Origin of the sequence: Cupriavidus sp. Met-2 (assembly GCF_049843575.1) — a bacterium.
Lineage (GTDB): Bacteria > Pseudomonadota > Gammaproteobacteria > Burkholderiales > Burkholderiaceae > Cupriavidus > Cupriavidus metallidurans.
On record NZ_JBBHZL010000001.1, the window covers coordinates 239840 to 262305 of the forward strand.

Annotated in this window: 24 protein-coding genes and 1 other RNA gene; 19 read left to right on the forward strand and 6 right to left on the reverse strand. The window is 63.6% G+C overall.

Annotation, left to right across the window (positions count from 1 at the left end; genetic code table 11):
- Positions 1-128 precede the first annotated feature (128 nt).
- From WD006_RS01140 to WD006_RS01160, 5 genes are all read left to right on the forward strand, one after another.
- Entirely contained in the window at positions 129-1436 is a 1308-nt protein-coding gene (locus WD006_RS01140) for a Glu/Leu/Phe/Val family dehydrogenase (protein ID WP_011515276.1), read from the forward strand.
- A gap of 303 nt (positions 1437-1739) precedes the next feature.
- On the forward strand, positions 1740-2639 hold the full coding sequence (locus WD006_RS01145; RefSeq protein WP_011515277.1) for a glutamate/aspartate ABC transporter substrate-binding protein: 900 nt from the start codon (positions 1740-1742) through the stop codon (positions 2637-2639).
- A gap of 65 nt (positions 2640-2704) precedes the next feature.
- Positions 2705-3433 (forward strand): amino acid ABC transporter permease, encoded by a 729-nt coding sequence (locus WD006_RS01150; protein ID WP_011515278.1) that lies wholly within the window; start codon positions 2705-2707, stop codon positions 3431-3433.
- Positions 3434-3444: 11 nt separating this feature from the next.
- Complete coding sequence (gene gltK / locus WD006_RS01155; RefSeq protein WP_008645994.1) at positions 3445-4128, forward strand: glutamate/aspartate ABC transporter permease GltK; 684 nt, start codon at positions 3445-3447, stop codon at positions 4126-4128.
- The gene (locus WD006_RS01160) at positions 4125-4859 is read left to right on the forward strand and encodes an amino acid ABC transporter ATP-binding protein (RefSeq protein ID WP_008645995.1); all 735 of its coding nucleotides are present in this window, start codon (positions 4125-4127) and stop codon (positions 4857-4859) included. The genes gltK and WD006_RS01160 overlap by 4 nt, the downstream gene beginning before the upstream one ends.
- Before the next feature lie 108 nt (positions 4860-4967).
- Here WD006_RS01160 and WD006_RS01165 read toward each other — a convergent pair whose 3' ends face one another.
- Positions 4968-5798, reverse strand: a complete 831-nt coding sequence (locus WD006_RS01165; RefSeq protein ID WP_011515279.1) for a class II glutamine amidotransferase — start codon at positions 5796-5798, stop codon at positions 4968-4970.
- Between the two features lie 129 nt (positions 5799-5927).
- On the opposite strand from WD006_RS01165, the gene WD006_RS01170 reads away from it, so the two are divergent.
- From WD006_RS01170 to rnpB, 5 genes are all read left to right on the forward strand, one after another.
- Positions 5928-7001: a tartrate dehydrogenase gene (locus WD006_RS01170; RefSeq protein ID WP_024569481.1), complete on the forward strand. Its 1074-nt coding sequence runs from the start codon at positions 5928-5930 to the stop codon at positions 6999-7001.
- Complete coding sequence (locus WD006_RS01175; RefSeq protein ID WP_011515281.1) at positions 6998-8296, forward strand: glycerate kinase type-2 family protein; 1299 nt, start codon at positions 6998-7000, stop codon at positions 8294-8296. The genes WD006_RS01170 and WD006_RS01175 overlap by 4 nt, the downstream gene beginning before the upstream one ends.
- Before the next feature lie 32 nt (positions 8297-8328).
- A complete protein-coding gene (gene pyrC, locus WD006_RS01180) occupies positions 8329-9363 on the forward strand; it encodes a dihydroorotase (protein WP_011515282.1) in 1035 nt (344 codons plus the stop codon).
- A 5-nt stretch (positions 9364-9368) separates the two neighbouring features.
- On the forward strand, positions 9369-10157 hold the full coding sequence (locus WD006_RS01185) for a DUF3025 domain-containing protein (protein ID WP_011515283.1): 789 nt from the start codon (positions 9369-9371) through the stop codon (positions 10155-10157).
- 35 nt (positions 10158-10192) lie between these two features.
- Positions 10193-10533, forward strand: an RNA gene (rnpB, locus tag WD006_RS01190) — RNase P RNA component class A.
- Positions 10534-10615: 82 nt separating this feature from the next.
- On the opposite strand, the gene WD006_RS01195 is transcribed toward rnpB, so the two are convergent.
- Entirely contained in the window at positions 10616-11038 is a 423-nt protein-coding gene (locus WD006_RS01195; RefSeq protein WP_011515284.1) for an OsmC family protein, read from the reverse strand.
- 759 nt (positions 11039-11797) lie between these two features.
- Between WD006_RS01195 and rplM the strand changes: the two genes are divergently transcribed.
- From rplM to erpA, 5 genes are all read left to right on the forward strand, one after another.
- Entirely contained in the window at positions 11798-12226 is a 429-nt protein-coding gene (gene rplM, locus WD006_RS01200; RefSeq protein WP_008646003.1) for a 50S ribosomal protein L13, read from the forward strand.
- A gap of 14 nt (positions 12227-12240) precedes the next feature.
- Positions 12241-12633 carry a 30S ribosomal protein S9 gene (rpsI, locus tag WD006_RS01205; RefSeq protein WP_008646004.1) on the forward strand — a complete coding sequence of 131 codons (393 nt, stop codon included), beginning with the start codon at positions 12241-12243 and terminating at the stop codon, positions 12631-12633.
- Positions 12634-12851: 218 nt separating this feature from the next.
- Positions 12852-13607, forward strand: a complete 756-nt coding sequence (locus WD006_RS01210; RefSeq protein WP_011515288.1) for a DUF6776 family protein — start codon at positions 12852-12854, stop codon at positions 13605-13607.
- 23 nt (positions 13608-13630) lie between these two features.
- Positions 13631-14125: a bactofilin family protein gene (locus WD006_RS01215; protein ID WP_011515289.1), complete on the forward strand. Its 495-nt coding sequence runs from the start codon at positions 13631-13633 to the stop codon at positions 14123-14125.
- Between the two features lie 108 nt (positions 14126-14233).
- Entirely contained in the window at positions 14234-14602 is a 369-nt protein-coding gene (gene erpA, locus WD006_RS01220; protein ID WP_008646009.1) for an iron-sulfur cluster insertion protein ErpA, read from the forward strand.
- Between the two features lie 91 nt (positions 14603-14693).
- On the opposite strand, the gene WD006_RS01225 is transcribed toward erpA, so the two are convergent.
- Together WD006_RS01225 and WD006_RS01230 are read right to left on the reverse strand one after the other, a co-directional pair.
- Positions 14694-15836 (reverse strand): anhydro-N-acetylmuramic acid kinase, encoded by a 1143-nt coding sequence (locus WD006_RS01225; protein ID WP_011515290.1) that lies wholly within the window; start codon positions 15834-15836, stop codon positions 14694-14696.
- A gap of 2 nt (positions 15837-15838) precedes the next feature.
- Positions 15839-17233, reverse strand: coding sequence for a M23 family metallopeptidase (locus WD006_RS01230; protein WP_011515291.1), 1395 nt, complete (start codon positions 17231-17233; stop codon positions 15839-15841).
- Positions 17234-17451: 218 nt separating this feature from the next.
- On the opposite strand from WD006_RS01230, the gene tyrS reads away from it, so the two are divergent.
- The 4 genes from tyrS (at position 17452) to WD006_RS01250 (ending at position 20594) form a co-directional block, all read left to right on the forward strand.
- Positions 17452-18693: a tyrosine--tRNA ligase gene (gene tyrS / locus WD006_RS01235; protein WP_011515292.1), complete on the forward strand. Its 1242-nt coding sequence runs from the start codon at positions 17452-17454 to the stop codon at positions 18691-18693.
- Between the two features lie 13 nt (positions 18694-18706).
- A complete protein-coding gene (gene dtd / locus WD006_RS01240) occupies positions 18707-19177 on the forward strand; it encodes a D-aminoacyl-tRNA deacylase (protein ID WP_011515293.1) in 471 nt (156 codons plus the stop codon).
- A gap of 33 nt (positions 19178-19210) precedes the next feature.
- Positions 19211-19858: a YbhB/YbcL family Raf kinase inhibitor-like protein gene (locus tag WD006_RS01245; RefSeq protein ID WP_011515294.1), complete on the forward strand. Its 648-nt coding sequence runs from the start codon at positions 19211-19213 to the stop codon at positions 19856-19858.
- A 61-nt stretch (positions 19859-19919) separates the two neighbouring features.
- Positions 19920-20594, forward strand: coding sequence for a histidine phosphatase family protein (locus WD006_RS01250; protein ID WP_011515295.1), 675 nt, complete (start codon positions 19920-19922; stop codon positions 20592-20594).
- Between the two features lie 363 nt (positions 20595-20957).
- Here the strand turns inward: WD006_RS01250 and WD006_RS01255 are convergent, their stop codons facing one another.
- Positions 20958-21200 carry a DUF2274 domain-containing protein gene (locus tag WD006_RS01255; protein ID WP_048256813.1) on the reverse strand — a complete coding sequence of 81 codons (243 nt, stop codon included), beginning with the start codon at positions 21198-21200 and terminating at the stop codon, positions 20958-20960.
- Positions 21197-22465 carry a TrbI/VirB10 family protein gene (locus WD006_RS01260; protein ID WP_060544824.1) on the reverse strand — a complete coding sequence of 423 codons (1269 nt, stop codon included), beginning with the start codon at positions 22463-22465 and terminating at the stop codon, positions 21197-21199. The genes WD006_RS01255 and WD006_RS01260 overlap by 4 nt, the downstream gene beginning before the upstream one ends.
- Between the last annotated feature and the right edge of the window lies 1 nt (position 22466).

Consider the following 22466-nt stretch of genomic DNA (forward strand, 5'->3'; position numbering starts at 1 on the left):
CATTTCGGGGAGGGGGTAATGATTATGCGTGTCTTGCATAACCCTGCATGGGCGGATAATCAAACGGCATTGGATTCGGGAGTGGAGCCGCCGATATGCTCCGTGTCACCTTTACTCGGGACCCAACGATGTCTTCCGCAGCACCGACGCAAAACGTCTCCAATGGTCATACCCTGCCTTCGTACCTGAACGCCGACAACCTCGGCCCGTGGGGGATCTACCTGCAGCAAGTCGACCGTGTCACGCCCTACCTGGGCTCGCTGGCACGCTGGGTGGAAACCCTGAAGCGCCCGAAGCGCGCGATGATCGTCGACGTACCCATCGAACTCGACAACGGCACGATCGCCCACTTCGAGGGCTATCGCGTGCAGCACAACCTGTCGCGCGGCCCGGGCAAGGGCGGCGTCCGCTTCCACCAGGACGTGACGTTGTCCGAGGTGATGGCGCTGTCGGCCTGGATGTCGGTCAAGAATGCGGCCGTGAACGTGCCGTACGGCGGCGCCAAGGGCGGTATCCGCGTTGATCCGCGCACCCTGTCGCACGGCGAACTGGAACGCCTGACCCGCCGGTACACGAGCGAAATCAACATCATCATCGGACCGAGCAAGGACATTCCCGCCCCGGACGTGAACACCAACGCCCAGGTCATGGCCTGGATGATGGATACCTACTCGATGAACTCGGGCAGCACGGCCACCGGCGTGGTGACCGGCAAGCCGATCTCGCTGGGCGGTTCGCTGGGTCGTCATGAAGCCACGGGCCGCGGTGTGTTCGTCGTCGGTTCCGAGGCGGCCCGCAACCTGGGCATGGACGTCAAGGGCGCGCGCGTGGCGGTGCAGGGCTTCGGCAACGTGGGTGCCGTGGCAGCCAAGCTGTTCCATGAGGCGGGCGCGACGGTGGTGGCGGTGCAGGACCATCGCACCACGCTGTTCGACCCGGCCGGCCTGGACGTGCCGAAGATGATGGAGTACGCGTCGCACAGCGGCACGATCGAAGGCTACCGCGCCGAGGTCATCTCCACCGAACAGTTCTGGGAAGTCGATTGCGACATCCTGATCCCGGCCGCGCTGGAAGGGCAACTGACCGCCAGCAATGCGCCGAAGATCAAGGCGAAGCTGGTGATCGAGGGCGCCAACGGCCCGACCACGCCCGAAGCCGACGATATTCTTCGCGAGCGCAATATCCTGGTTTGCCCGGACGTGATCGCCAACGCCGGCGGCGTGACCGTGTCCTACTTTGAATGGGTGCAGGATTTCTCGAGCTTCTTCTGGACCGAAGAGGAGATCAACGAGCGCCTGGTACGGATCATGCAAGAGGCCTTCCGGGCAATCTGGCAGGTTGCCCAGGACAACAAGGTCACGTTGCGGACGGCTGCGTTTATCGTTGCCTGTACGCGTATTCTGCAGGCGCGCGAAATGCGCGGCCTGTATCCCTGATGAGGCAGGGCTCCCGGTGGGCGGCTGGTGCTGCGACGCAGCAAGGTTGCCCATTGCCTGGATGACACCGAAACGCGGCGACTGGTTTGTTCCAGTCGCCGCTTTTTTATTTCCGGGGCTTGCGGGGGAGCGAGGCCATGTGGGCAGTTGTGTCTCGATTTGGCGCATCGCCGCGAATCTGTGCTCTAACTTGCCCCAATTAGGGGAATACCCGTTGTGCTGGGTGGCGAGCTAAGCAATACTGTTTCGTCGGTGGGACATTTGATACAGTCCCGCCTTTCTCTTCATGGTCAAGGAGATGTTATGAATGTAGCCAAGCTGGCTGGCCTGATGATCGCCGCAGGCGTCCTGTGCGGTAACGCGCAGGCCGCAGAGCAGCTCACGGGCACGCTGCAGAAGATCAAGGATACGGGTGTCATCACGCTGGGCGTGCGCGATTCGTCGATTCCTTTCAATTACAACCTGGGCGGCGTGCGTCAGGTGGGCTATTCCTACGATATCAATATGAAGATCGTGGAAGCCATCAAGGACCAGCTCAAGCTGCCGAACCTGCAGGTCAAGGAAATCCCGATCACGTCGCAGAACCGCATCACGCTGCTGCAGAACGGCACGATCGACATCGAGTGCGGCTCCACGACCAATAATCTGGAGCGCCAGAAGCAGGTCTCCTTCACCGACACCATCTTCATTATTGGCACGCGCATCATGGTGAAGAAGGACGGCGGCATCAAGGATTGGGCCGACCTGAAGGGCAAGAACGTGGTGACCACCGCCGGCACGACGTCCGAGCGCCTGCTGCGCAAGATGAACGATGACCAGAAGCTGGGCATGAACATCATCAGCACCAAGGATCATGGCCAGTCGTTCCTGACGCTGGAATCGGGCCGTGCCGTGGCATTCATGATGGACGACGCGCTGCTCTACGGCGAGCGCGCCAAGGCCAAGAACCCGAACGACTGGATCGTGGTGGGCAAGCCGCAATCGCGCGAAGCCTATGGTTGCATGATCCGCAAGGATGATGCGCCGTTCAAGAAGGTGTCCGATCAGGTGATCGCCGGCCTGATGAAGGATGGCTCGATCAACACGATGTACACCAAGTGGTTCATGCAGCCGGTGCCGCCGAAGGGCCTGAACCTGGACTTCCCGCTGTCCGACGACATGAAGGCGCTCTTCAAGACTCCGAACGACAAGGCACTCGACTGATCCCCACGATTGGAGCAGTGCGAAACGGAAGGAGCAGTCCTTCCGTTTCTTTTTGAGGACGCATCATGGATTACGCTTTTCATTGGGGAGTCTTCCTCGAGCAGGCGGCGGCGAACGAGACCTACCTGGACTGGATGATTTCCGGTCTCAAGGTGACGATCGCGCTTGGCCTGTCCTCGTGGATCATCGCTCTCGCCATCGGATCGGTGCTGGGCGTGCTGCGCACCGTGCCGAACAAGTGGCTGTCGGGGATCGCCGCCACCTACGTCGAGATCTTCCGGAACATTCCGCTGCTGGTGCAGCTTTTCATCTGGTACTTCGTCGGCCCCGAACTGCTGCCCGGCGGCGAGGCGATCAAGCAGATGAATCCGTTCACCCAGCAGTTCCTGGCCGCCATGCTCTGTCTGGGCACCTTCACGGCCGCCCGGGTTTGCGAACAGGTGCGCTCGGGTATCAATTCGCTGCCGCGCGGCCAGAAGAACGCCGGCCTGGCGATGGGTTTCACGCTGCCGCAGACGTATCGCTACGTGCTGCTGCCGATGGCATTCCGCGTTATCGTGCCGCCGCTGACTTCCGAGTTTCTGAACATCTTCAAGAACTCGGCCGTGGCGTCGACGATCGGTCTGCTGGAACTGGCCGCGCAGGGGCGCCAGCTGGTGGACTACACCGCGCGCCCGTATGAGTCGTTCATCGCCGTCACGGTGCTGTACGCGCTCATCAACTTCACCGTGATGCTGATCATGCGCTGGGTGGAACGTCGCACCCGCGTGCCCGGCTTCATCGGTGGCAAGTAAGGAGCTGGAACATGGCATACGAATTTGATTTCAGCTCGATCAACCCCTCCACGCTGCATGTGCTGGGCGAAGGGATGCTCGTGTCGGCCAAGATCACCGTGACCGCGGTGATCGTCGGCATCGTCTGGGGCACGATTCTGGCGATGATGCGCCTGTCGTCGAACAAGCTGCTGAACTGGTTCGCGCAGGGGTATGTGACCCTCTTCCGCTCCATCCCGCTGGTGATGGTGCTGTTGTGGTTCTTCCTGATCATTCCGCAGTTGCTGCAGAAGACGTTCAACCTGTCGGCGGCATCGGACCTGCGCATGACTTCGGCGCTGATCGCGTTCTCGCTGTTCGAGGCCGCGTATTACTCGGAGATCATCCGCGCCGGTATCCAGAGCGTGTCGCGCGGGCAGATGTTCGCCGCGCAGGCGATGGGCATGACCTATGGCCAGAGCATGCGGCTGGTGATCCTGCCGCAGGCGTTCCGCAACATGGTGCCGCTGCTGCTGACGCAGGGCATCATTCTGTTCCAGGATACGTCGCTGGTCTACGTGAGCGCGCTGGCGGACTTCTTCGGCCAGGCGTACGGCATTGGCGAACGTGATGGCCGCATCGTCGAGATGCTGCTTTTCGCCGGCCTCATCTACTTCATCATTTGTTTCTCCGCTTCGCTGCTGGTCAAGCGTTACCAGAAAAAGGTGGCTGTATGATCGAAATCAATAACGTTTCCAAGTGGTACGGCGCTTTCCAGGTGCTGACCGACTGCACCACCAAGGTTGCCAAGGGTGAAGTGGTGGTGGTGTGCGGTCCGTCCGGTTCGGGCAAGTCCACGCTGATCAAGACCGTCAATGCGCTGGAGCCGTTCCAGAAGGGCGACATCCTCGTCGACGGCACGTCGGTGGGCAATCCGAAGACCAACCTGCCCAAACTGCGTTCGCGCGTGGGCATGGTGTTCCAGAACTTCGAACTGTTCCCGCACCTGTCGATCACCGAGAACCTGACCATCGCGCAGATGAAGGTGCTGGGTCGCTCGAAGGACGAGGCGATGGCAAAGGGCCTGAAGTATCTGGAGCGCGTGGGCCTGAAGAGCCAGGCGGAAAAGTACCCGGGCCAGCTTTCCGGCGGTCAGCAGCAGCGCGTGGCGATTGCCCGCGCGCTGTCGATGGACCCGATCTGCATGTTGTTCGACGAACCGACCTCGGCGCTCGACCCGGAAATGGTCAACGAGGTGCTGGACGTGATGGTGCAGCTCGCGCAGGAAGGCATGACCATGATGTGCGTGACCCACGAAATGGGCTTCGCGCGCAAGGTGGCCAACCGCGTGATCTTCATGGATGCCGGCAAGATCGTGGAAGACTGCGCGAAGGAAGAGTTCTTCGGCAACATCGACGCCCGCTCGGACCGCGCCAAGCAGTTCCTGTCGAAGATCCTGCACCACTGAGCGCAGGCAACCAGACGGACGCAAGCGCCGAGTGCCCCTTCCCGCCACGCGGGAAGGGGCATTTTCATTTGGTCAGGGTCGGACTCAGTGGCGGGCTCAGGGTCGGACTCAGGTGCAGGCCGTATTTGCCGCGTTCTTCGCCTGGACTTCCGGTGGGATGGGCACGCTCCACGTCATGGTGGGCCGACCGTCCTCGAACATGATCAACTCGCCCGGCGCGAACTGGGTCCAGGTCTCGTTGTCCGTCAGCGGCGCGGTGGCGATCACGGCCACGCGGTCATCGGGCGTGGTCACCTGCGCGAAATCGATCGACAGGTCGGCATCGATCAGATGCGCCTTCGAGAATGGCCACTGGCGCACGATGTAGTACAGGCGCGTGGAGCAGTGGGCGAACAGCGCCTGCCCGTTGCAGAGCAGGAAGTTGAACACCCCATGCAGCGTGATGTCGCGCGTGATGTCGGCCAGCGCATGGCCGAGTTCGTTGAGCGGCGGCTGAGATCCGGGAAAGCGCTTGCGCAGGCCCTGCATCAGCGCGCAGAACGCCAGCTCGCTGTCGGTGTCTCCCACCGGCTGGTAGACGCCGGACAGGAACGGCGCAAAGCCGTGCAAGTCGCCGTTGTGGGCAAAGATCCAGTGCCGTCCCCAGAGTTCTCGCATGAACGGATGGCAGTTCTCGAGCAGTACAGTGCCCTGCGTGGCCTTGCGGATATGCGAGATCACGTTCTTCGACTTGATCGGGTAGCGCTTGATCAGGTCGGCCACCGGCGAGGTACCCGCCGACTGGTTGTCGATGAACAGCCGGCAGGCCTTGTCCTCGAAGAATGCGACGCCGAATCCATCGGAATGATGGTCGGTCACACCGCCGCGGGCGGCGAAGCCGGTAAAGGAAAACGTCACGTCCGTGGGCGTGGCGCAATTCATGCCTAGAAGCTGGCACATGGCGAAGGCACCGTGCGGCAGGGGGCTGCCGCTTTGCAATAGAATGCAGGCATTATCCTGCGCGTGCCCGGCGCTGCCAAGCACGGCGGCGGTACGCGCCTCCCCCGCAGTCACCCCTCCTTCCCAGCCATGAGTCAATACAGGATCGCTGTCATTCCCGGAGACGGAATCGGAACGGAAGTGATGCCCGAAGGCATCCGCGTCATGGATGCCGCCGCACGACGTTTCGGCATCGATTTTCAGTGGGACCACTTCGACTTTTCCAGTTACGCGTACTACGAGCGCCACGGCAAGATGCTGCCGGACGACTGGTTTGACACCCTGGTCAAGTACGACGCCATCTACTTTGGCGCGGTTGGCTGGCCGGCGAAGATTGCCGATCACGTGTCGCTGTGGGGCTCCCTGCTGCAGTTCCGGCGCTCGTTCGACCAGTATGTGAACCTGCGCCCGGTCCGGCTGATGCCCGGCATCAAGAGCCCGCTGGCCGACCGCAAGCCGGGCGACATCGATTTCTACGTGGTGCGCGAGAACACCGAGGGTGAGTATTCGAGTATCGGTGGGCGCATGTTCCCGGGTACCGAGCGCGAGATCGTGATGCAGGAGACGGTGATGAGCCGGCACGGCGTCGACCGCATCCTGAAATTCGCGTTCGAACTGGCGCAGAAACGCCCGAAGAAGCACCTGACGTCGGCCACCAAGTCCAACGGGATCTCGATCACGATGCCGTACTGGGACGAACGGGTGGAGGCGATGGCCGCCAACTATCCAGGCATGAAGGTCGACAAGTACCACATCGACATCCTGACCGCCCACTTCGTACAGCACCCGGACTGGTTCGACGTAGTGGTGGCCAGCAACCTGTTCGGCGACATCCTGTCCGATCTCGGCCCGGCCTGTACCGGCACGATCGGCGTGGCGCCATCGGGCAACATCAATCCTGATAAGGTCTATCCCAGCTTGTTCGAGCCCGTGCATGGCTCGGCGCCCGACATCGCTGGCCAGGGCATCGCCAATCCGATCGGCCAGATCTGGTGCGGTGCAATGATGCTCGAACACCTGGGCCACGCCGAGGCTGGCGCGGCCGTGCTGGCGGCCATCGAGCAGGTGCTGGCCGCGGGACCGGGTCATGCGCCGCTGACGCGTGATATTGGCGGTACCGCCTCCACGGCCGATCTCGGCCAGGCCATCGCGGAGGCGCTGTGAATCCACAGGTCGATCCCCGTACATTGCTGCTGGAGAGCTTCCGCGCCGCCGTGGCGGCAGCCGATCCGCTCGAAATCGTGGCCGCGCACCTGCCGCCACCGCACGCGGGCGGCCGCACGCTGGTCGTTGGGGCAGGCAAGGCCGCGGCGTCAATGGCGCTGGCCGTCGAACGCGCGTACCAGGGCAAGGCCAAACTGGAAGGCATCGTCGTCACGCGCTATGCGCACGGCCTGCCGACCGAACATATCCGCGTGATCGAAGCCGGCCATCCCGTGCCGGACGAGGCCGGCGAGCAGGCCGCCGCCGACATCCTTGCCCGCGTGCAGGCGCTGGGCCCGGATGACCGGCTGATCGTGCTGGTCTCCGGCGGCGGGTCGAGCCTGCTGTCGTTGCCGGCCGAAGGCATTCCCATGGCCGACCTCAAGGCCACCACGCGCGAGCTGCTGCGGTGCGGGGCGCCGATCACGGACATGAATATCGTGCGCAAGCACACCTCGCGCATCCAGGGCGGCCGTCTGGCGCAGGCCAGCCGCGCCCCAGTCACCACGCTGATCGTCTCGGACGTGGCCGGCGACGACCCGAGCGCGATTGCATCGGGTCCGACCGTGCCGGACGCAAGCACGTACGCCGATGCGCTGGCGATCCTCAAGCGCTATGGCGCGGCGGTGCCGGCAACCGTGCAGGCGCATCTGGAGCGCGGCGCGCGTGGCGAGGTCGAGGAAACGCCGAAGCCGGGCGATCCGCTGTTCATGAACGTGGACAATCGCATGATCGCCACGGCACACGACAGCCTGGAAGCCGCGGCGGCTGAGTTCCGTCGCCAGGGCGTCAATGCGGTAGTGCTCGGCGATACCGTGACTGGCGAGGCGCAGGAGGTGGCCCGCGTCTACGCGGCGCTGGTGCGCGAGATTCGAGCGTACAATGCGCCGTTCGCAGCGCCGGTTGCGCTGATTTCTGGCGGTGAATGCACGGTCACATTGCCAAGCGGCGCGTCCGAATCGGCGCGCGGCGGGCGGTGCTCTGAATTCCTGCTGTCTCTGGCGATCGAATTGGCAGGCACGCCGAATGTCCACGCGATCGCGGCCGATACCGACGGTATCGACGGGTCCGAAGACAATGCCGGCGCGTTGCTGGCGCCCGATTCGCTGGCCCGCGCGGAAGGCAGCGGCACTTCGGCCCGGCAGAAGCTCGACGCACACGACGCGTGGGGCTTTTTCGATGCGATCGGCGACCTGGTCGTGACCGGCCCGACGCGTACCAATGTGAATGACTACCGCGCCATTCTGATTCTCTAGATTTCCCCGTCTTACTCGTTTCGCTCGTCCCCATGACCCAGAAACTCACCATCACCCGCCCGGACGACTGGCACCTGCACCTGCGCGATGGCGCGGCGCTGGCGGCCGTACTGCCCGACACGGCACGCCAGTTCGCACGTGCCATCATCATGCCGAACCTGAAGCCGCCCGTGACCACGGTGGATCAGGCCAGTGCCTACCGCGCGCGCATTCTGGCCGCGCTGCCGGCCGGCATGGCGTTCGAGCCGCTGATGACGCTGTACCTGACCGACAACACGCCGCCGGAGGAAATCGTCGCGGCCCGTGCCAGCGGTTTCGTCCACGGCGTCAAGCTGTATCCGGCCGGCGCCACCACCAACAGCGATGCCGGCGTGACCGATATCCGCCGCTGCGCCGCCACGCTTGAGGCGATGCAGCGTGAAGGTGTGCCGCTGCTGGTCCACGGCGAGGTCACTGATGGCGACATCGACATCTTCGATCGCGAGGCCGTGTTCATCGACCGCGTGATGAAGCCGCTGCGCCGCGACTTCCCGGAGCTCAAGGTGGTGTTCGAACACATCACCACCCGCGATGCGGCCCAGTACGTGGCCGAGGCCGAAGGCCCGGTCGGCGCGACGATTACCGCGCACCACCTGCTGTACAACCGTAATGCGATCTTCACGGGCGGGATTCGTCCGCACTACTACTGCCTGCCGGTGCTCAAGCGCGAGATCCACCGCGAGGCGCTGGTCAAGGCCGCGACGTCGGGCAGCCCGCGTTTCTTCCTTGGCACTGACAGCGCACCCCACGCACGCGGCCTCAAGGAGCACGCATGCGGCTGCGCCGGCTGCTACACGGCGCTCCATGCGATGGAGCTCTATGCCGAAGCGTTCGACGCTGCCGGCGCGCTGGACAAGCTCGAGGCATTCTCCAGCTTCAACGGCCCGGCCTTCTACGGCCTGCCGCGCAATAGCGGCACGCTGACGCTGACGCGCGAAGACTGGGAACTGCCGGCCGAGCTGCCGTACGGTGATACCACGCTGGTGCCGCTGCGCGCCGGCGAAACGCTGCGCTGGAAGGCGAGCTGAGTCGGTTGCTGTCGACGATCGACTGGACGCGGCCGTGGTTCCTGCCATTCGCCGCGTCCGCATCCTGCCTCGATGGCAGTGACCTGCGCGAGGCTTTCAACGCGGCGGCATTGGGCAGCCTCAACGCCCAGGGTTTGCCGCTGCGCTTCGTGCCCCAGGACAGTCTGCCCGAAGGTGTGGCCTACGAGTCCCACATCTTCGCCACCGGGCAGGTGCCAACGCGCGACAACCTGCACGACACATTCAACGCGCTAATTTGGCTGCATTTCCCTGAGACCAAGCGACTGCTCAACCGGCTGCAAGCCGAGGCCATCGAGCGGGACGGCGTGCAAGCCGTGCGCGGGGGCCTGCGTGACGCGGCGACGTTGTTCGACGAGAACGCCGTGATTCTGGTCAGCGAAGATGCAACGATTGCCAATGCGCTGCGCGGATTTGCCTGGCGCAAACTGTTTGTCTCACGTCGTGATGCCTGGCGCGATACCTGCGCGGTAGTGCCGTTCGGTCATGCGCTGCTGGAAAAATTGGTACAGCCCTACAAGTCCGTGACCGCCCATGCATGGTGGATTCCGGCGTCGCCGACGACGCCGATCGCCAGGCTCGACGGCATGCTGGCGGCGTCACTGGCCGAGGCTGCGGAGCAGGGGCGTCTCAAGGGTGGCCGCAGTTTCGCGCCGCTGCCGGTGATGGGCATTCCGGGTTGGTGTGGCGAGAGCGCTGCCCCTGGTTTCTACGACGATGCCAGCGTGTTTCGGCCCGGACGCCGCGGCGCGGCCGCCAATGCCGAGGCGGGCTGACCGGCACCGCGCATCGGTGTTAGACTGCGGGCCGCAAAGCAGGCCAGACAATCGCTGCTTGCATCGCAAGGTGCAAGGGGAGGAAAGTCCGGACTCCACAGGGCAGGGTGTTGGCTAACAGCCATCCACGGTAACGTGCGGAATAGGGCCACAGAGACGAGTCTTGCCGCTGGCTTCGGCTGGCGGGAAGGGTGAAACGCGGTAACCTCCACCTGGAGCAATCCCAAATAGGCAGACGATGAAGCGGCCCGCCGAGTCTGCGGGTAGGGAGCTGGAGCCGGCCGGTAACGGTCGGCCTAGAGGAATGGTTGTCACGTTCCGGGCGCCGCAAGGCGTGCGGGGCGCACAGAATCCGGCTTATCGGCCTGCTTTGCTTCAGATACGCGAACGCCCGGCACAATGCCGGGCGTTTTTGTTTGGCCGGGACGGATGCTTCCGCCTGGCTTGGACGAAGACGGTCAGCCTTCGACGATTTCCGTCGTGTGCGTGATCTCGGCCGTCTTGGCCAGCATGATCGAGGCTGAGCAGTACTTCTCGTGCGACAGCTCGATCGCGCGTTCGACCTTGCCCGGATCCAGGTTGCGACCGGTCACGGTGAAGTGGAAATTGATCTTCGTGAACACCTTCGGGTCGGTCTCGGCGCGCTCGGCTTCCAGCTTGACGCTGCAACCGCGCACGTCCTGGCGGCCACGCTTGAGGATCAGCACCACGTCATATGCCGTGCAGCCGCCGGTGCCCAGCAACACCATTTCCATGGGCCGGGGCGCCAGATTGTTGCCGCCGCCGTCAGGCGCGCCATCCATCGCCACGATGTGACCGCTGCCGGTCTGGGCTACGAAGCTCATGCCCTCCGGGCCCATCCATGTCACTTTGCATTCCATTTTTTTCGTTCCTCGGTTCTAGTTTGTGTGTTTGCGCGCTTCGCCGCGCGATCACGCATCTTGCATTTCGTGAGTATATGACATGCGGGAATTGGCCTCCGGCCACGCCATTCCCCACGAAATTCTGAGGGTTTCTTCTAATGCGATGCCTGCGAGACCTCGCGGATTCTTGTCCAACTCATTGTTTAATAAGGAATGTGAGGCATTCGATATGATTTATTCGCAATTTCATATTGCGGTATCGCATTTCGCACTGCAAATTTTCTTGCAACGGCTGTGCCGATATGTATAATTCAATCCATCGAACGACGGCGCATGAGAGCGCGCCAGAGTGCGAAAGCGAAAGTCGGTAACGTACCCAAATCGCTCGTCGCACCGCCCGCCAAGACCGGCCCCGTCGATCGCCCGGTGTCTCCTCCACCCTCCTCCTTTGGTGGATTCGAACCCAAGTCCAACCGACTTGGGTTTTTTTTCGTCTTTTGCAAGGGCGGCCCAGCGAAATCGTGACGCGGGCTGCCCATCCAGTTCTATGGCCCTTTGCTGGCCACCGGCCATCTTGACGAAAAGCCACAACTTTGCTTGTGCGATCGACTCGACAGCCCGTATAATGGCCGACTTTTCCGGTCATTGCCCCCGGAAAGAAGTCAGGGAGAGCCTGCAGATACAAGCAGGAAGGTCAGGTCCAAAGGACCGGCCGATTGACAGGACGCTAAAACGGCGACCGTCACCTCGGGCAGTTTTCAAAATTCAGGAAAAATCATGAAGACCTTTTCCGCCAAGCCTGCAGAGGTAAAGCGCGACTGGTACGTGATTGACGCGACGGACAAAGTCCTCGGCCGTGTTGCCAGCGAAGTGGCACGCCGACTGCGCGGCAAGCACAAGCCGGAATTCACTCCTCACGTCGATACTGGTGATTTCATCATCATCGTCAATGCGGCCAAGCTGCGCGTGACGGGTACCAAGGAACAGGACAAGAAGTACTACCGTCACTCGGGTTACCCGGGCGGTATCTACGAAACCACGTTCGGCAAGATGCAGCAGCGTTTCCCGGGTCGCGCCCTGGAAAAGGCTGTTAAGGGCATGCTGCCTAAGGGTCCGCTGGGCTACGCGATGATCAAGAAGCTGAAGGTTTATGCCGAAGCCGAACATCCGCATAGCGCACAGCAGCCCAAGGTGCTGGAAATCTAAAGGGGCCAATATCCATGATCGGTAACTGGAATTACGGTACTGGCCGCCGCAAGAGCGCCGTGGCTCGTGTCTTCATCAAGTCGGGCAAGGGCGATATCATCGTCAATGGCAAGCCCATCAAAGAGTACTTCGCTCGCGAAACCTCGCTGATGATCGTGCGCCAGCCGCTGGAGCTGACCGCTCACGCCGAAACGTTCGACATCAAGGTCAATGTGACCGGTGGTGGCGAAACCGGCCAGGCCGGTGCTGTCCGTCACGGCATCACCCGTGCCCTGATCGACTACGATGCCACGCTGAAGCCGACCCTGTCGAAGGCAGGCTACGTTACGCGTGACGCCCGTGAAGTCGAGCGTAAGAAGGTCGGTCTGCACAAGGCACGTCGCCGCAAGCAGTTCTCGAAGCGCTAATGCGCATTTGCCAGGTTCCGCCAAGCGGAGCCGGCAAATCCAGAAAAACCGCACGCCCTGGCGTGCGGTTTTTTTTCGTCCAAAGCAAGCCCAGGTCAAATGCCGGCACGGCCCATGTATGCCGATTGCTACAATTTTCATTCGCGCGATGACCAGCCAGCGATACAATCACCGGCCTGCGGAATGAGGGGGCGAACAATGGGTCGAGGGATGGCACGATGGGCGTGACGTACCGGCCGCTGCGGCCGCGCCGCGGCTTGCGCTCGCATGCGGCGGTGATCCGCCAGCAACGGCCTTGGCGCGTCTGGGTACTTGTGGTCGCGCTGCTTCTGGTCGGGGGTGCGTTGGCGGCCTGGATGTATGAAATGGGCCGCCGCGCCGGCAAGCCGGCTGTCGAGTCGTTCACGGATGGCTCCGAAAAGATCGCGCAGCTGCAGCAGCAACTGGTCGATGTCACTGGAGAGCGTGATCGATTGCGGGCTACTGCGAATACTGCCGGAGCGGAGTTGCAGATGGCCCGTGCGGCACAGGAGCGGCTGGCCCAGCAGCTCAAGACCGCCGAAGCCGACGTCGGGCAGCTCAAGGAGGATCTTGGATTCTTCGAATCGTTGCTCCCGGCCACCGGGGACACCTCGGGCATCCACGTGCGGAGTTTCCGAGTCGCGTTGGACGAGGCCCAGCCGCGTGCCGTGCACTATCGGCTGCTTGCGATGCAAGGTGGGTCGAAGGCCTTCGTCGAGCAGCCGGATTTCATGGGTGAGCTACAGTTCACTATCTCGGCGGTTCGCGACGGCAAGCCGTTGACATTGACCTTGCCGCAGCCGGGAGATCCGCCGTTGCCAAAAGTGAGGCTTACGCATTACCAGCGCATCGAAGGCGATCTGATGGTTCCGCAGGGCGCTGAAGTACGTGCCGTCATGGTCCGCATCGTCCAGAACGGCCAAGTCCGTGCAACGCAGTCGGCTACGCCCTAGTCTGCGCGAAAAGGAGAGAAAGCATGCTGTTTTCGAAGAAGAAAGGCCTGTCCATCGACACCCTGATCGGGCTGGGTGCCACGATCGAGGGCGATGTTACGTTTTCCGGGGGGCTTCGTCTCGATGGTCGGGTGCGTGGCAACGTGATAGCTGCCGAAGGCAAGTCGAGCATGCTCGTGATCAGCGAGAAGGGGCTTGTCGAGGGCGAGATCCGTGTGGACCACCTGATCCTGAACGGCACCGTGACCGGTCCGGTGCATGCTGCGGAGTTGCTCGAACTGCAGCCGCACGCGCGGGTGTATGGAGAGGTGCGCTACGCAGCGCTCGAAATGCATCAGGGCGCAATCGTCGAAGGTCGTCTTGTGCCGCTGACGCAAACCGAGGTGAGGGCGCTGCCGAACCTCGCTCCGTCCGCGGAAGCCAAGACTGACGCGCCGGCCAATGATGGCGAGGCGACGGCGTCGGACCAGGCAGCCGATAACGACAAGGCGCCGGAAGGCGCGGGCGTGCCGGCCTGAGTGGAGCAAGCGGTACCCCGAGGGCCCAGAGCCCCTTGAAAACAAGGGGTTTCGGCACGATTTGCCAGTAACGCTTAGAATACGGGCGTATCTAACCAGGAGATTCCCATGAACGCAGTCGCAGAGGCACCCGCAACCGAGGACGTGCCGGCACCGTTCGTCTTTACCGACAGCGCAGCCGACAAGGTCAAGCAGTTGATCGAGGAAGAGGGCAATGCCGAACTGAAGCTGCGCGTGTTTGTGCAGGGTGGCGGCTGCTCGGGCTTCCAGTACGGCTTCACCTTCGATGAAGATGTGAACGAAGACGACACCACGATGGTCAAGAACGGCGTCACGCTGTTGATTGACTCGATGAGCTACCAGTATCTGGTGGGCGCCGAGATCGACTACAAGGAAGACATCAACGGTGCGCAGTTCGTGATCAAGAACCCGAACGCATCGACCACCTGCGGTTGCGGTTCGTCGTTCTCGGTCTGAGCCGGGTTCGTCCCCCAAAGAAAAAGCGCACCAGTCGGTGCGCTTTTTTTGTTTTCGGGCCGTCGAAAATCCGACCGGATCAGCGTGCAGCCTATCTCGGATAGATGGCGCCAAGCACGCGCGGCCCCGCCGCACCGGTGACGGTGGCCACGTTGCCAGGTGCGCGGCGCGTGCACTGCCGTGCCAGCCATGCGAACGCAATGGCTTCCACTTGCGACACTGGCACGCCGAAATCGCCCGTCGTCTGCACCAACACACCCGGTAACTGATTTGCCATCGTCGTCATGACGAAGTCGTTGTGCGCACCGCCGCCACATACGATCAACCGTCGCGCCTCGGGCGCATACCGTTGCACGTCCTGGGCGATCGCCGTGGCTGTCAGCGTGGCCAGTGTGGCCTGGATGTCTACCGGCTGCGGCTGGGCATTGCCATATGTGTCAAGCAGCGATTGCAGCCAGCCCGGATGAAACAGGTCGCGCCCGGTGCTCTTGGGCGGCAACGCGCGAAAGTAGGGCTCGGCGAGCATCTGGTCCAACAGGCTTTCGTCGACTTTGCCACTGGCCGCCCACGCGCCACCATCATCGTATGGCGTGCCACGGTGGCGATGAATCCAGTCGTCGAGCAGCGCATTGCCCGGGCCGCAGTCGAACCCCGTCACCGGGCGCCCGGTGCCAGCCGCAGGCAGGATGCTGATGTTCGAAATTCCGCCGATGTTGCAGACCACACGCGTTTCGTCGGCAGCGCCGAACAGCGCGGCGTGTACTGCGGGCACCAGCGGCGCGCCTTGCCCGCCGGCGGCGACATCGCGGCTGCGGAAGTCAGCCACCACGTCTATGCCCGTCAGTTCGGCCAGCAGCGCCGGGTGCTGGCTCTGCCGGGTATATCCAGTGCCATCGTACTGGCCCGGCCGGTGACGGATCGTCTGGCCGTGCGCGCCGATGGCCGCCACGCGGTCGGCCGTCACACTGGCCGTCCGGAGCAACGTTGCCACGCAATCGGCGTAGACGCGCGCCAGGCCGTTCGATGCCAGTGCTTCGCGATGGATCTCGTCGTCGCCGGGCTGCTGCAGGGCGCCAAACGCCTCGCGCAGCGGCGCGGGGAACGGTGTATGGGCGGCCGCCAGCACCGCCGGCTGTGCACCGGAGAAGTCGACGAGCACGCCGTCCGCGCCGTCCATGGAGGTGCCGGACATCAGGCCGATAAACATCTCGCTGGACTGCGGGGAGGCGGGCATGGTCAGTTACTGGCCGTCAGGACGTTGTAGGTGCGCAGCATGTTGATCCGGCTCAGCATGGCGCTCGTGTAGTTCAGGAACTCCGAGCGCGACTTGCCGGTCAGCGTGGGCGCTTCCATCAGTGTCGTCGTCAGCGGATTCTGAGGCACGTCGTTGTAGCGGAATTCGTAATGCAGGTGCGGCCCGGTAGCCCAGCCGGTGGACCCGACGTAGCCGATTACCTCGCCCTGGCCGACGTGCTGGCCGTCACGCAGGCCGGCAAAACCGGACAGGTGGGCGTAGTAAGTCGAATAGCCACCGGCATGTCGCAGGATGATCAAGTTGCCGTAGCCGTTTTGCTGGCCCACGAACTCTACCGTGCCTTCGCCCGAGGCGAACACCTTGGTGCCCGTGGGGGCGGCGAAGTCGACGCCCTTGTGCTGCGCCCACTTGTGATGCAACGGATGGTCGCGGCCGCCGAAGCCCGACGAGACGCGCGAGAACTCCACCGGCGAACGCAGGAACGGGCGCTTCATGCTGCGGCCGTCGAACGTGTAGTAGGCCCCGGGCTCGCCGTCCGTGGGCGAATACCAGAGCGCCTGGTACAGCGTGTTCCGGTTGATCAGTTCGATCGCCACCACGCGGCCGTTGCGCACGAAGGCGCCGTCGCGGAAGCCGGCTTCGTAGACGATGCGGAAACGGTCGCCACGGGTAATGTCATGGTGGAAGTCGATGACCCCCGAGAAGATCGAGATCATCTGGCTGACGATCTCGTCCGGTACGTTCGCCGCGTCCATCGACTTGAAGAAGCCGTTGTTCTCGATGGCGCCAGAGGCCATCTCGTAGTGCACGTCGTTGTCCACCGACGCGATACGCGCCCTGTACGTGTAGTCGCCGCCGTCTTTCTGCGGGGCCACGCGCTCGACCACGAGTTCGCGAGAGCTCGCGGCGTCGCCGCCCAGGTTGGCCTGTAGCGCGACCAGCAGATTGCTGTCGTCGATCTCGGCCTGCACCGTCTGGCCGGGATTCAGGCCGAACAGGCCACGAGCGGTCGGGTTCTTGAGGATGAACGATTGCGCATCAGGATCGTCGACGCCGAGCCGGCGCAGCAGCGTGGCGATGGTGTCGCCGCGCTGCATTCGTTCCTGACGCACGTAGACACTCTGCTCGTCCGTTTCGGTGAGCAGTTCGAGTTGCTGGCGCACATCCGGCATCCGCAGGGCCTGCTCGACGCGCGGGGCCAGCGGATCATCGAAGGCGTTGCGCGGGGCAACGCCCATGGCTGCAGCCATGCCAAGGGTGAAAACCGTGCCAACGGCGACGGTCAATTGTTTGCGGCGACGCGCGTGCTGGGGATTGGTAGGGTCGACGAGTACCACCAGCTCGCGCGCGAAAACTTCGCGGAGACTAGACCACATCACGTAGAATTCAAGCTTTCCGTATTACCTAGGGCCGCTGCCGCGACGATATGTGTCGTCTGCCTTCCTCCCCCGAGGTGCGGTGCGGGCGTTGTTTGTATGCCGCCTAGAATGACGGTTGGCCGACGGTTTATCCCGTCTGGCGCAAAGCGCGGATTATACCAGAACGAATCTGATTGTCCGTCGCAAATTCTTTATAGATTTCAAAGACTTACGTCATGAGTGAAGTGTCCCCGGCCGCCGCGGCCAACTATCCACTTACGCCGTCGGTGATGCGCGCACTGGAGATCACCAAGCGCGGCTGCGACGAGCTCCTGGTTGAATCCGAATGGTTGCAGAAGCTGGCCCGCAGCGAGGCCACTGGCGTGCCGCTGCGGATCAAGCTTGGCCTGGACCCGACCGCGCCCGACATCCATCTGGGCCACACCGTGGTCCTGAACAAGCTGCGCCAGCTCCAGGATCTGGGCCACCAGGTGATCTTCCTGATCGGCGATTTCACGTCGACGATCGGCGATCCCTCCGGCCGCAACTCCACTCGTCCGCCGCTGACCCGGGAGCAGATCGAGGCCAACGCCCAGACCTACTACCGCCAGGCCAGCCTGGTGCTCGATCCGGCACGTACCGAAATCCGCTACAACAGCGAGTGGTGTGACCCATTGGGCGCCCGCGGCATGATCCAGCTCGCGGCCAAGTACACCGTGGCCCGGATGATGGAGCGCGATGACTTCACCAAACGGTTTCGGTCTGGGATTCCGATTTCGGTCCATGAGTTCCTTTATCCGCTCATGCAGGGCTACGATTCCGTGGCGCTGAAGTCGGATCTGGAGCTGGGCGGCACCGACCAGAAGTTCAATCTGCTGGTGGGCCGCGAGCTGCAGAAGGAGTACGGCCAGGAATCGCAGTGCATCCTGACGATGCCGCTGCTGGTGGGTCTGGACGGCGTTGAGAAGATGTCAAAGTCCAAGAACAACTACATCGGCGTGACCGAGGCCCCGAACGACATGTTCGGCAAGCTGATGAGCATCTCGGACGAACTGATGTGGCAGTACTACACGCTGCTGTCGTTCCGCCCGATGAGCGAGATCGACCTGATGAAGAGTGAAGTGGCACTGGGCCGCAACCCGCGCGACTGCAAGGTGGCTCTGGCCCAGGAGATCGTCACGCGTTTCCACAGCCAGGCCGATGCCGAGAAGGCGCTCGAGGACTTCAATCACCGCGCTCGTGGCGGCGTGCCCGACGACATCCCGGCCGTGAGCCTCGAAGGCGCGCCGCTGGGCATTGCCCAATTGCTCAAGCAGGCCAATCTCGTGCCGTCGACGTCCGAGGCCAACCGCAATATCGAGCAGGGTGGCGTGAAGATCGATGGCGCCGTGGTCAGCGACAAGTCGACCAAGGTGGTCGCCGGCACGTACGTGGTGCAGGTGGGCAAGCGCCGCTTCGCGCGCGTGACGCTTTCCTGAGCCCGGGTCCGCGATGATCGCCCTGATCCAGCGCGTTTCGCAGGCGCGCGTGACCGTGGATGGCCGCACCACCGGCGAGATCGGTGCGGGCCTGCTGGCGCTGGTCTGTGCCGAGCGCGGCGACACCGAGGCGCAGGCCGAGCGATTGCTGGCCAAGCTGCTGTCGTACCGTGTGTTTTCCGACGCGGAAGGGCGGATGAACCTGCCGGTGCAGAACATGGACGGCCAGGGCAACGCAGGCGGGCTGCTCGTGGTGTCCCAGTTCACGCTGGCTGCCGATACCAACAGCGGCACCCGGCCGAGCTTCACCCCGGCTGCCGCGCCCGAGGACGGCCGCCGCCTTTACGATCATTTCGTGACCCGCGCCCGCGCCGCGCATCCGTCGGTGCAGACCGGCGAGTTCGGCGCGATGATGCAGGTCAGCCTGACCAACGATGGTCCCGTGACGTTCTGGCTGCGCGTGCCACCGGCAGCGAATGCCTGACGTCGCCCGAGATCGACACCCAAGGAGATCCCCATGAAACTCTGGAGCAAGGCCTTTGCCGACAATGCGCCGATTCCCGGCGAGTTTGCGTTTTGCGTGCCCGACTCGGCCAGTCATGTCGCGCTGTCGAGCAACCGCAACCCGGATCTGCATTGGGATGACGTGCCCGCCGCCACCCGTTCGTTCGTGCTGATCTGCCACGACCGCGATGTGCCGAGCAAGGGCGACGACGTCAATCAGGAGGGCCGCGAGGTTCCGGAATCGCTGCCGCGCGTGGACTTTTTCCACTGGGTGCTGATCGACGTTCCGCCCGGTCTGCACACGATCTCAGCCGGCTCGCACAGCGACGGCGTGATCGCGCGAGGCAAGCCGGGCCCCGAGGCGCTGGTGGGTACCGCCACGGCTGGCGGCCTGCGCCACGGCCTGAACGACTACACGGGCTGGTTCGCCGGTGACGCGGACATGAAGGGCGACTACTTCGGCTATGACGGCCCGTGCCCTCCGTGGAACGATTCGATCATTCACCACTACGTGTTCACCGTGTACGCGCTCGATATCGACCGCGTTCCGGTCGAAGGCAAGTTCACCGGTGCCGACGTGCGCCGCGCGATCCAGGGCCATGTTCTGGCCGAGGCCAGCCTGACCGGCACATACACCCTTAACCCGAGGCTCGTGAAGTAACCTCGTTCGCCCCGCCGGGCGTCAGATCCGGCCCGAACCGTCGCCCCCCGAGGAATCGGCAATGTCGCAAAGCACCGGCCCGCAATCGCTGGCCTACACCCACCTGATCGTGATTCGCCATGGCGAGACGGCCTGGAACCGCGAACGGCGGCTGCAGGGCCAGCTCGACATCCCACTGAATGACACGGGCCGCGCCCAGGCGCGCGCGCTGGCCGAGGCGCTGGCCGGCGAGCCGATCGACGCGGTCTATTCGAGTGACCTGGGCCGTGCCATGCAGACGGCGGCGCCGTTGGCCGAGACGCTGGGTTTGCAAGTGCGGCCCGAGCGTCGACTGCGGGAGCGTTGCTATGGCGATCTGGAGGGGATGACCTACGCTGAAGTGGCGGAGAAGCGCCCTGAGGATTTCGCGCGCTGGCAGGCGCGCGTGCCCGACTACGCGCCGCCCGAGGGCGAATCGCTGCGCGAGTTTCACGATCGGGCGGTCGAGGTGGCGCTGTATCTGTCGCGGCGCCATCCTGGCGAGCGGATCGCGCTGGTGGCACACGGAGGCGTCCTCGACTGCCTCTACCGCGAGGCTGCCGGCATGACCCTCGAAGCGCCGCGCGAGCACGAACTGCTCAATGCCAGCGTCAACCGCCTGCGGTGCGACACCGCCCACCTCACGCTGCTGCAGTGGGCCGACGTCAGCCACCTCGAGGCGCTGGCGCTGGACGAAGTCGATCGACGCGTCCCCTGATACTCCTGATCCCCCTGATCCGATTCTCCGGGTCACGCCCTGGCGTCCTGCCGCGAGCGTCGGTGCAATAAAAAATTGGCGGCGTCAAGTCATTTGTGAAAATGGCTTGATGGCCGGAAGTCTAAATGGGGCGCGGGTTTAGCTCTACTTCGGGCCGCCTTGCGAGACTGCGGCGTTGTGGGCTGGGAGCCACATAAGAGCTTTGCGGTAGAAAGCCGGAGCGTGCTGTATCGGGGACGATTGCCAGCAGACGGTGGCCGCATTTGGTCATCATAGCCCAATAGGTCGCCGTCCTCCAGAACGAAGAACGCGCAGCCTTTGGCTGCGCGTTAGAGGGATGACCACCAGCGGAAACTCGCATCATCAGCTTGGCTTCGGCGGCGAGGCCTTGCTCGCGCCTCCCTTCCTGAATCCCCGATCCCCGGCCATGAAGGCTTCCAGCATGTGCGGAATCAGCACCGTGGCATCGACCGCCTCGCCGTAGGTTTGCGCGTGCAGCGCCGCGTATCGGTCAAGGTCGGCTTTCAGGCTGGCCGGGCAGGCAAAGGTCAGCTTCGTGGATTCCGTTTTCGGCAGCGGCCCGAGCCGCAGCTTGCGCGTCGTCATCGTGAAGTCCCCCTGTTGAAGAAAAGCGGCTGGTACGGCCGCAACACAAGATCGCGGTTGACGATGATGCGTACCGGCAAGCCGGGGCGCTCCGTCAAGGTGGGCTGGATGTTGAGGTTGCGCCGGGTCATCTCTTGGCCGACCTGATTGATGCTGTCCTGGGCGCTGTCGCGGCCGGCGATGATGATGCGATCACCGTCCTGCCGGTTCTCCGGCGCGGCCAGTTCGGCACCGACACCCAACAGCGTGGTCAGCGCCGCGCCGGCGAAAATGCGACCCCAATGCCAATCCACATCATCTTCCAGCCCGGCATAACCGGCCGGGTCGGTGCCCGCCAGGTTGTCGAGCGTGAGCGAAGACGTGTCGGGCAGGATGATCCGGTTCCATACCACCTGCACGCGGCTCTGCCCGTAGCTGATTTGGCTGTTGTATTTGCCCAGGATGCGAGAACCCTGCGGGATCAGCAGGAACTTGCCGGTGGCCGTGTCATAGACCGGCTCCGTCACCGTGGCGATCACGTCGCCCGGCAAGTCCGACTTGATGCCCGTCAGCAGCGCCCCGGCGACCACCGTTCCGGCCATGACCTGATACGGCGAAGCCGGCAGGGTCAGATTGCCAGAATTACGGGTTTCCGTGGTTCCGGCTTTCTGGAAAGCCTCTTTCTGGTCTTGCCGGTTCTGTACGGCGGTCGGATCGGCAGGCTGGGCCGCCGTCGAGGCTGGGCCAGCCGCGAGTGGGTCGAACGCCGCATTAGCGGCGAAGCCCGGCGCAGCGGCCACTTGCGTCTGCGCTACCGGCGCGGCCTTCTGCGAACCTGAGCGGAAGAACACCGATGATGCCGCCGCCGATTCGGCTTCCTTGCGTAGCGCGTCGTTTGGGTCGTGGCCGGGGGCCGCGTAGGCGGCCGTCACCGGCTGCTGCGACTTCACGATGGCCGGGCCAAGATCGCCAGGCAGCGGTGGCCCAAGCTCCGGCACCTTGGGCGGCAACTTCGAGTAGTCGGCTGGTAGCGCGTCCAGCCCTTCCGACTTCGACACGCGATCGACGTTGTAAAGCTCGGTCTGCTCGTTTGCGCCTCGCCTTTGCGGTTGCAGCGACCACATCAGCGCGCTGAGCACAGCGACCGACAGGGTGCCTGCGAGGATGGCCAGCGTGCGCCGGTTCAGGCGCGTGACCGGGCGCGGCTGGGCGCGCAGCGCCACCGCCTCGGGTGCTACCTTGCCCGCCTGCGGCGTGGTGAGGTCGGAAGTGTTGTCCTGGCTCATG

What these genes read in the sequence shown, in the direction of transcription:
- WD006_RS01140 (WP_011515276.1), top strand. Translation starts at nt 129, where the DNA reads ATGTCTTCCGCAGCACCGACGCAAAACGTCTCCAATGGTCATACCCTG.
- WD006_RS01145 (WP_011515277.1), top strand. Translation starts at nt 1,740, where the DNA reads ATGAATGTAGCCAAGCTGGCTGGCCTGATGATCGCCGCAGGCGTCCTG.
- WD006_RS01150 (WP_011515278.1), top strand. Translation starts at nt 2,705, where the DNA reads ATGGATTACGCTTTTCATTGGGGAGTCTTCCTCGAGCAGGCGGCGGCG.
- gltK (WP_008645994.1), top strand. Translation starts at nt 3,445, where the DNA reads ATGGCATACGAATTTGATTTCAGCTCGATCAACCCCTCCACGCTGCAT.
- WD006_RS01160 (WP_008645995.1), top strand. Translation starts at nt 4,125, where the DNA reads ATGATCGAAATCAATAACGTTTCCAAGTGGTACGGCGCTTTCCAGGTG.
- WD006_RS01165 (WP_011515279.1), bottom strand. Translation starts at nt 5,798, where the DNA reads ATGTGCCAGCTTCTAGGCATGAATTGCGCCACGCCCACGGACGTGACG.
- WD006_RS01170 (WP_024569481.1), top strand. Translation starts at nt 5,928, where the DNA reads ATGAGTCAATACAGGATCGCTGTCATTCCCGGAGACGGAATCGGAACG.
- pyrC (WP_011515282.1), top strand. Translation starts at nt 8,329, where the DNA reads ATGACCCAGAAACTCACCATCACCCGCCCGGACGACTGGCACCTGCAC.
- WD006_RS01195 (WP_011515284.1), bottom strand. Translation starts at nt 11,038, where the DNA reads ATGGAATGCAAAGTGACATGGATGGGCCCGGAGGGCATGAGCTTCGTA.
- rplM (WP_008646003.1), top strand. Translation starts at nt 11,798, where the DNA reads ATGAAGACCTTTTCCGCCAAGCCTGCAGAGGTAAAGCGCGACTGGTAC.
- rpsI (WP_008646004.1), top strand. Translation starts at nt 12,241, where the DNA reads ATGATCGGTAACTGGAATTACGGTACTGGCCGCCGCAAGAGCGCCGTG.
- WD006_RS01210 (WP_011515288.1), top strand. Translation starts at nt 12,852, where the DNA reads ATGGGCGTGACGTACCGGCCGCTGCGGCCGCGCCGCGGCTTGCGCTCG.
- WD006_RS01215 (WP_011515289.1), top strand. Translation starts at nt 13,631, where the DNA reads ATGCTGTTTTCGAAGAAGAAAGGCCTGTCCATCGACACCCTGATCGGG.
- erpA (WP_008646009.1), top strand. Translation starts at nt 14,234, where the DNA reads ATGAACGCAGTCGCAGAGGCACCCGCAACCGAGGACGTGCCGGCACCG.
- WD006_RS01225 (WP_011515290.1), bottom strand. Translation starts at nt 15,836, where the DNA reads ATGCCCGCCTCCCCGCAGTCCAGCGAGATGTTTATCGGCCTGATGTCC.
- WD006_RS01230 (WP_011515291.1), bottom strand. Translation starts at nt 17,233, where the DNA reads ATGTGGTCTAGTCTCCGCGAAGTTTTCGCGCGCGAGCTGGTGGTACTC.
- tyrS (WP_011515292.1), top strand. Translation starts at nt 17,452, where the DNA reads ATGAGTGAAGTGTCCCCGGCCGCCGCGGCCAACTATCCACTTACGCCG.
- dtd (WP_011515293.1), top strand. Translation starts at nt 18,707, where the DNA reads ATGATCGCCCTGATCCAGCGCGTTTCGCAGGCGCGCGTGACCGTGGAT.
- WD006_RS01245 (WP_011515294.1), top strand. Translation starts at nt 19,211, where the DNA reads ATGAAACTCTGGAGCAAGGCCTTTGCCGACAATGCGCCGATTCCCGGC.
- WD006_RS01250 (WP_011515295.1), top strand. Translation starts at nt 19,920, where the DNA reads ATGTCGCAAAGCACCGGCCCGCAATCGCTGGCCTACACCCACCTGATC.
- WD006_RS01255 (WP_048256813.1), bottom strand. Translation starts at nt 21,200, where the DNA reads ATGACGACGCGCAAGCTGCGGCTCGGGCCGCTGCCGAAAACGGAATCC.
- WD006_RS01260 (WP_060544824.1), bottom strand. Translation starts at nt 22,465, where the DNA reads ATGAGCCAGGACAACACTTCCGACCTCACCACGCCGCAGGCGGGCAAG.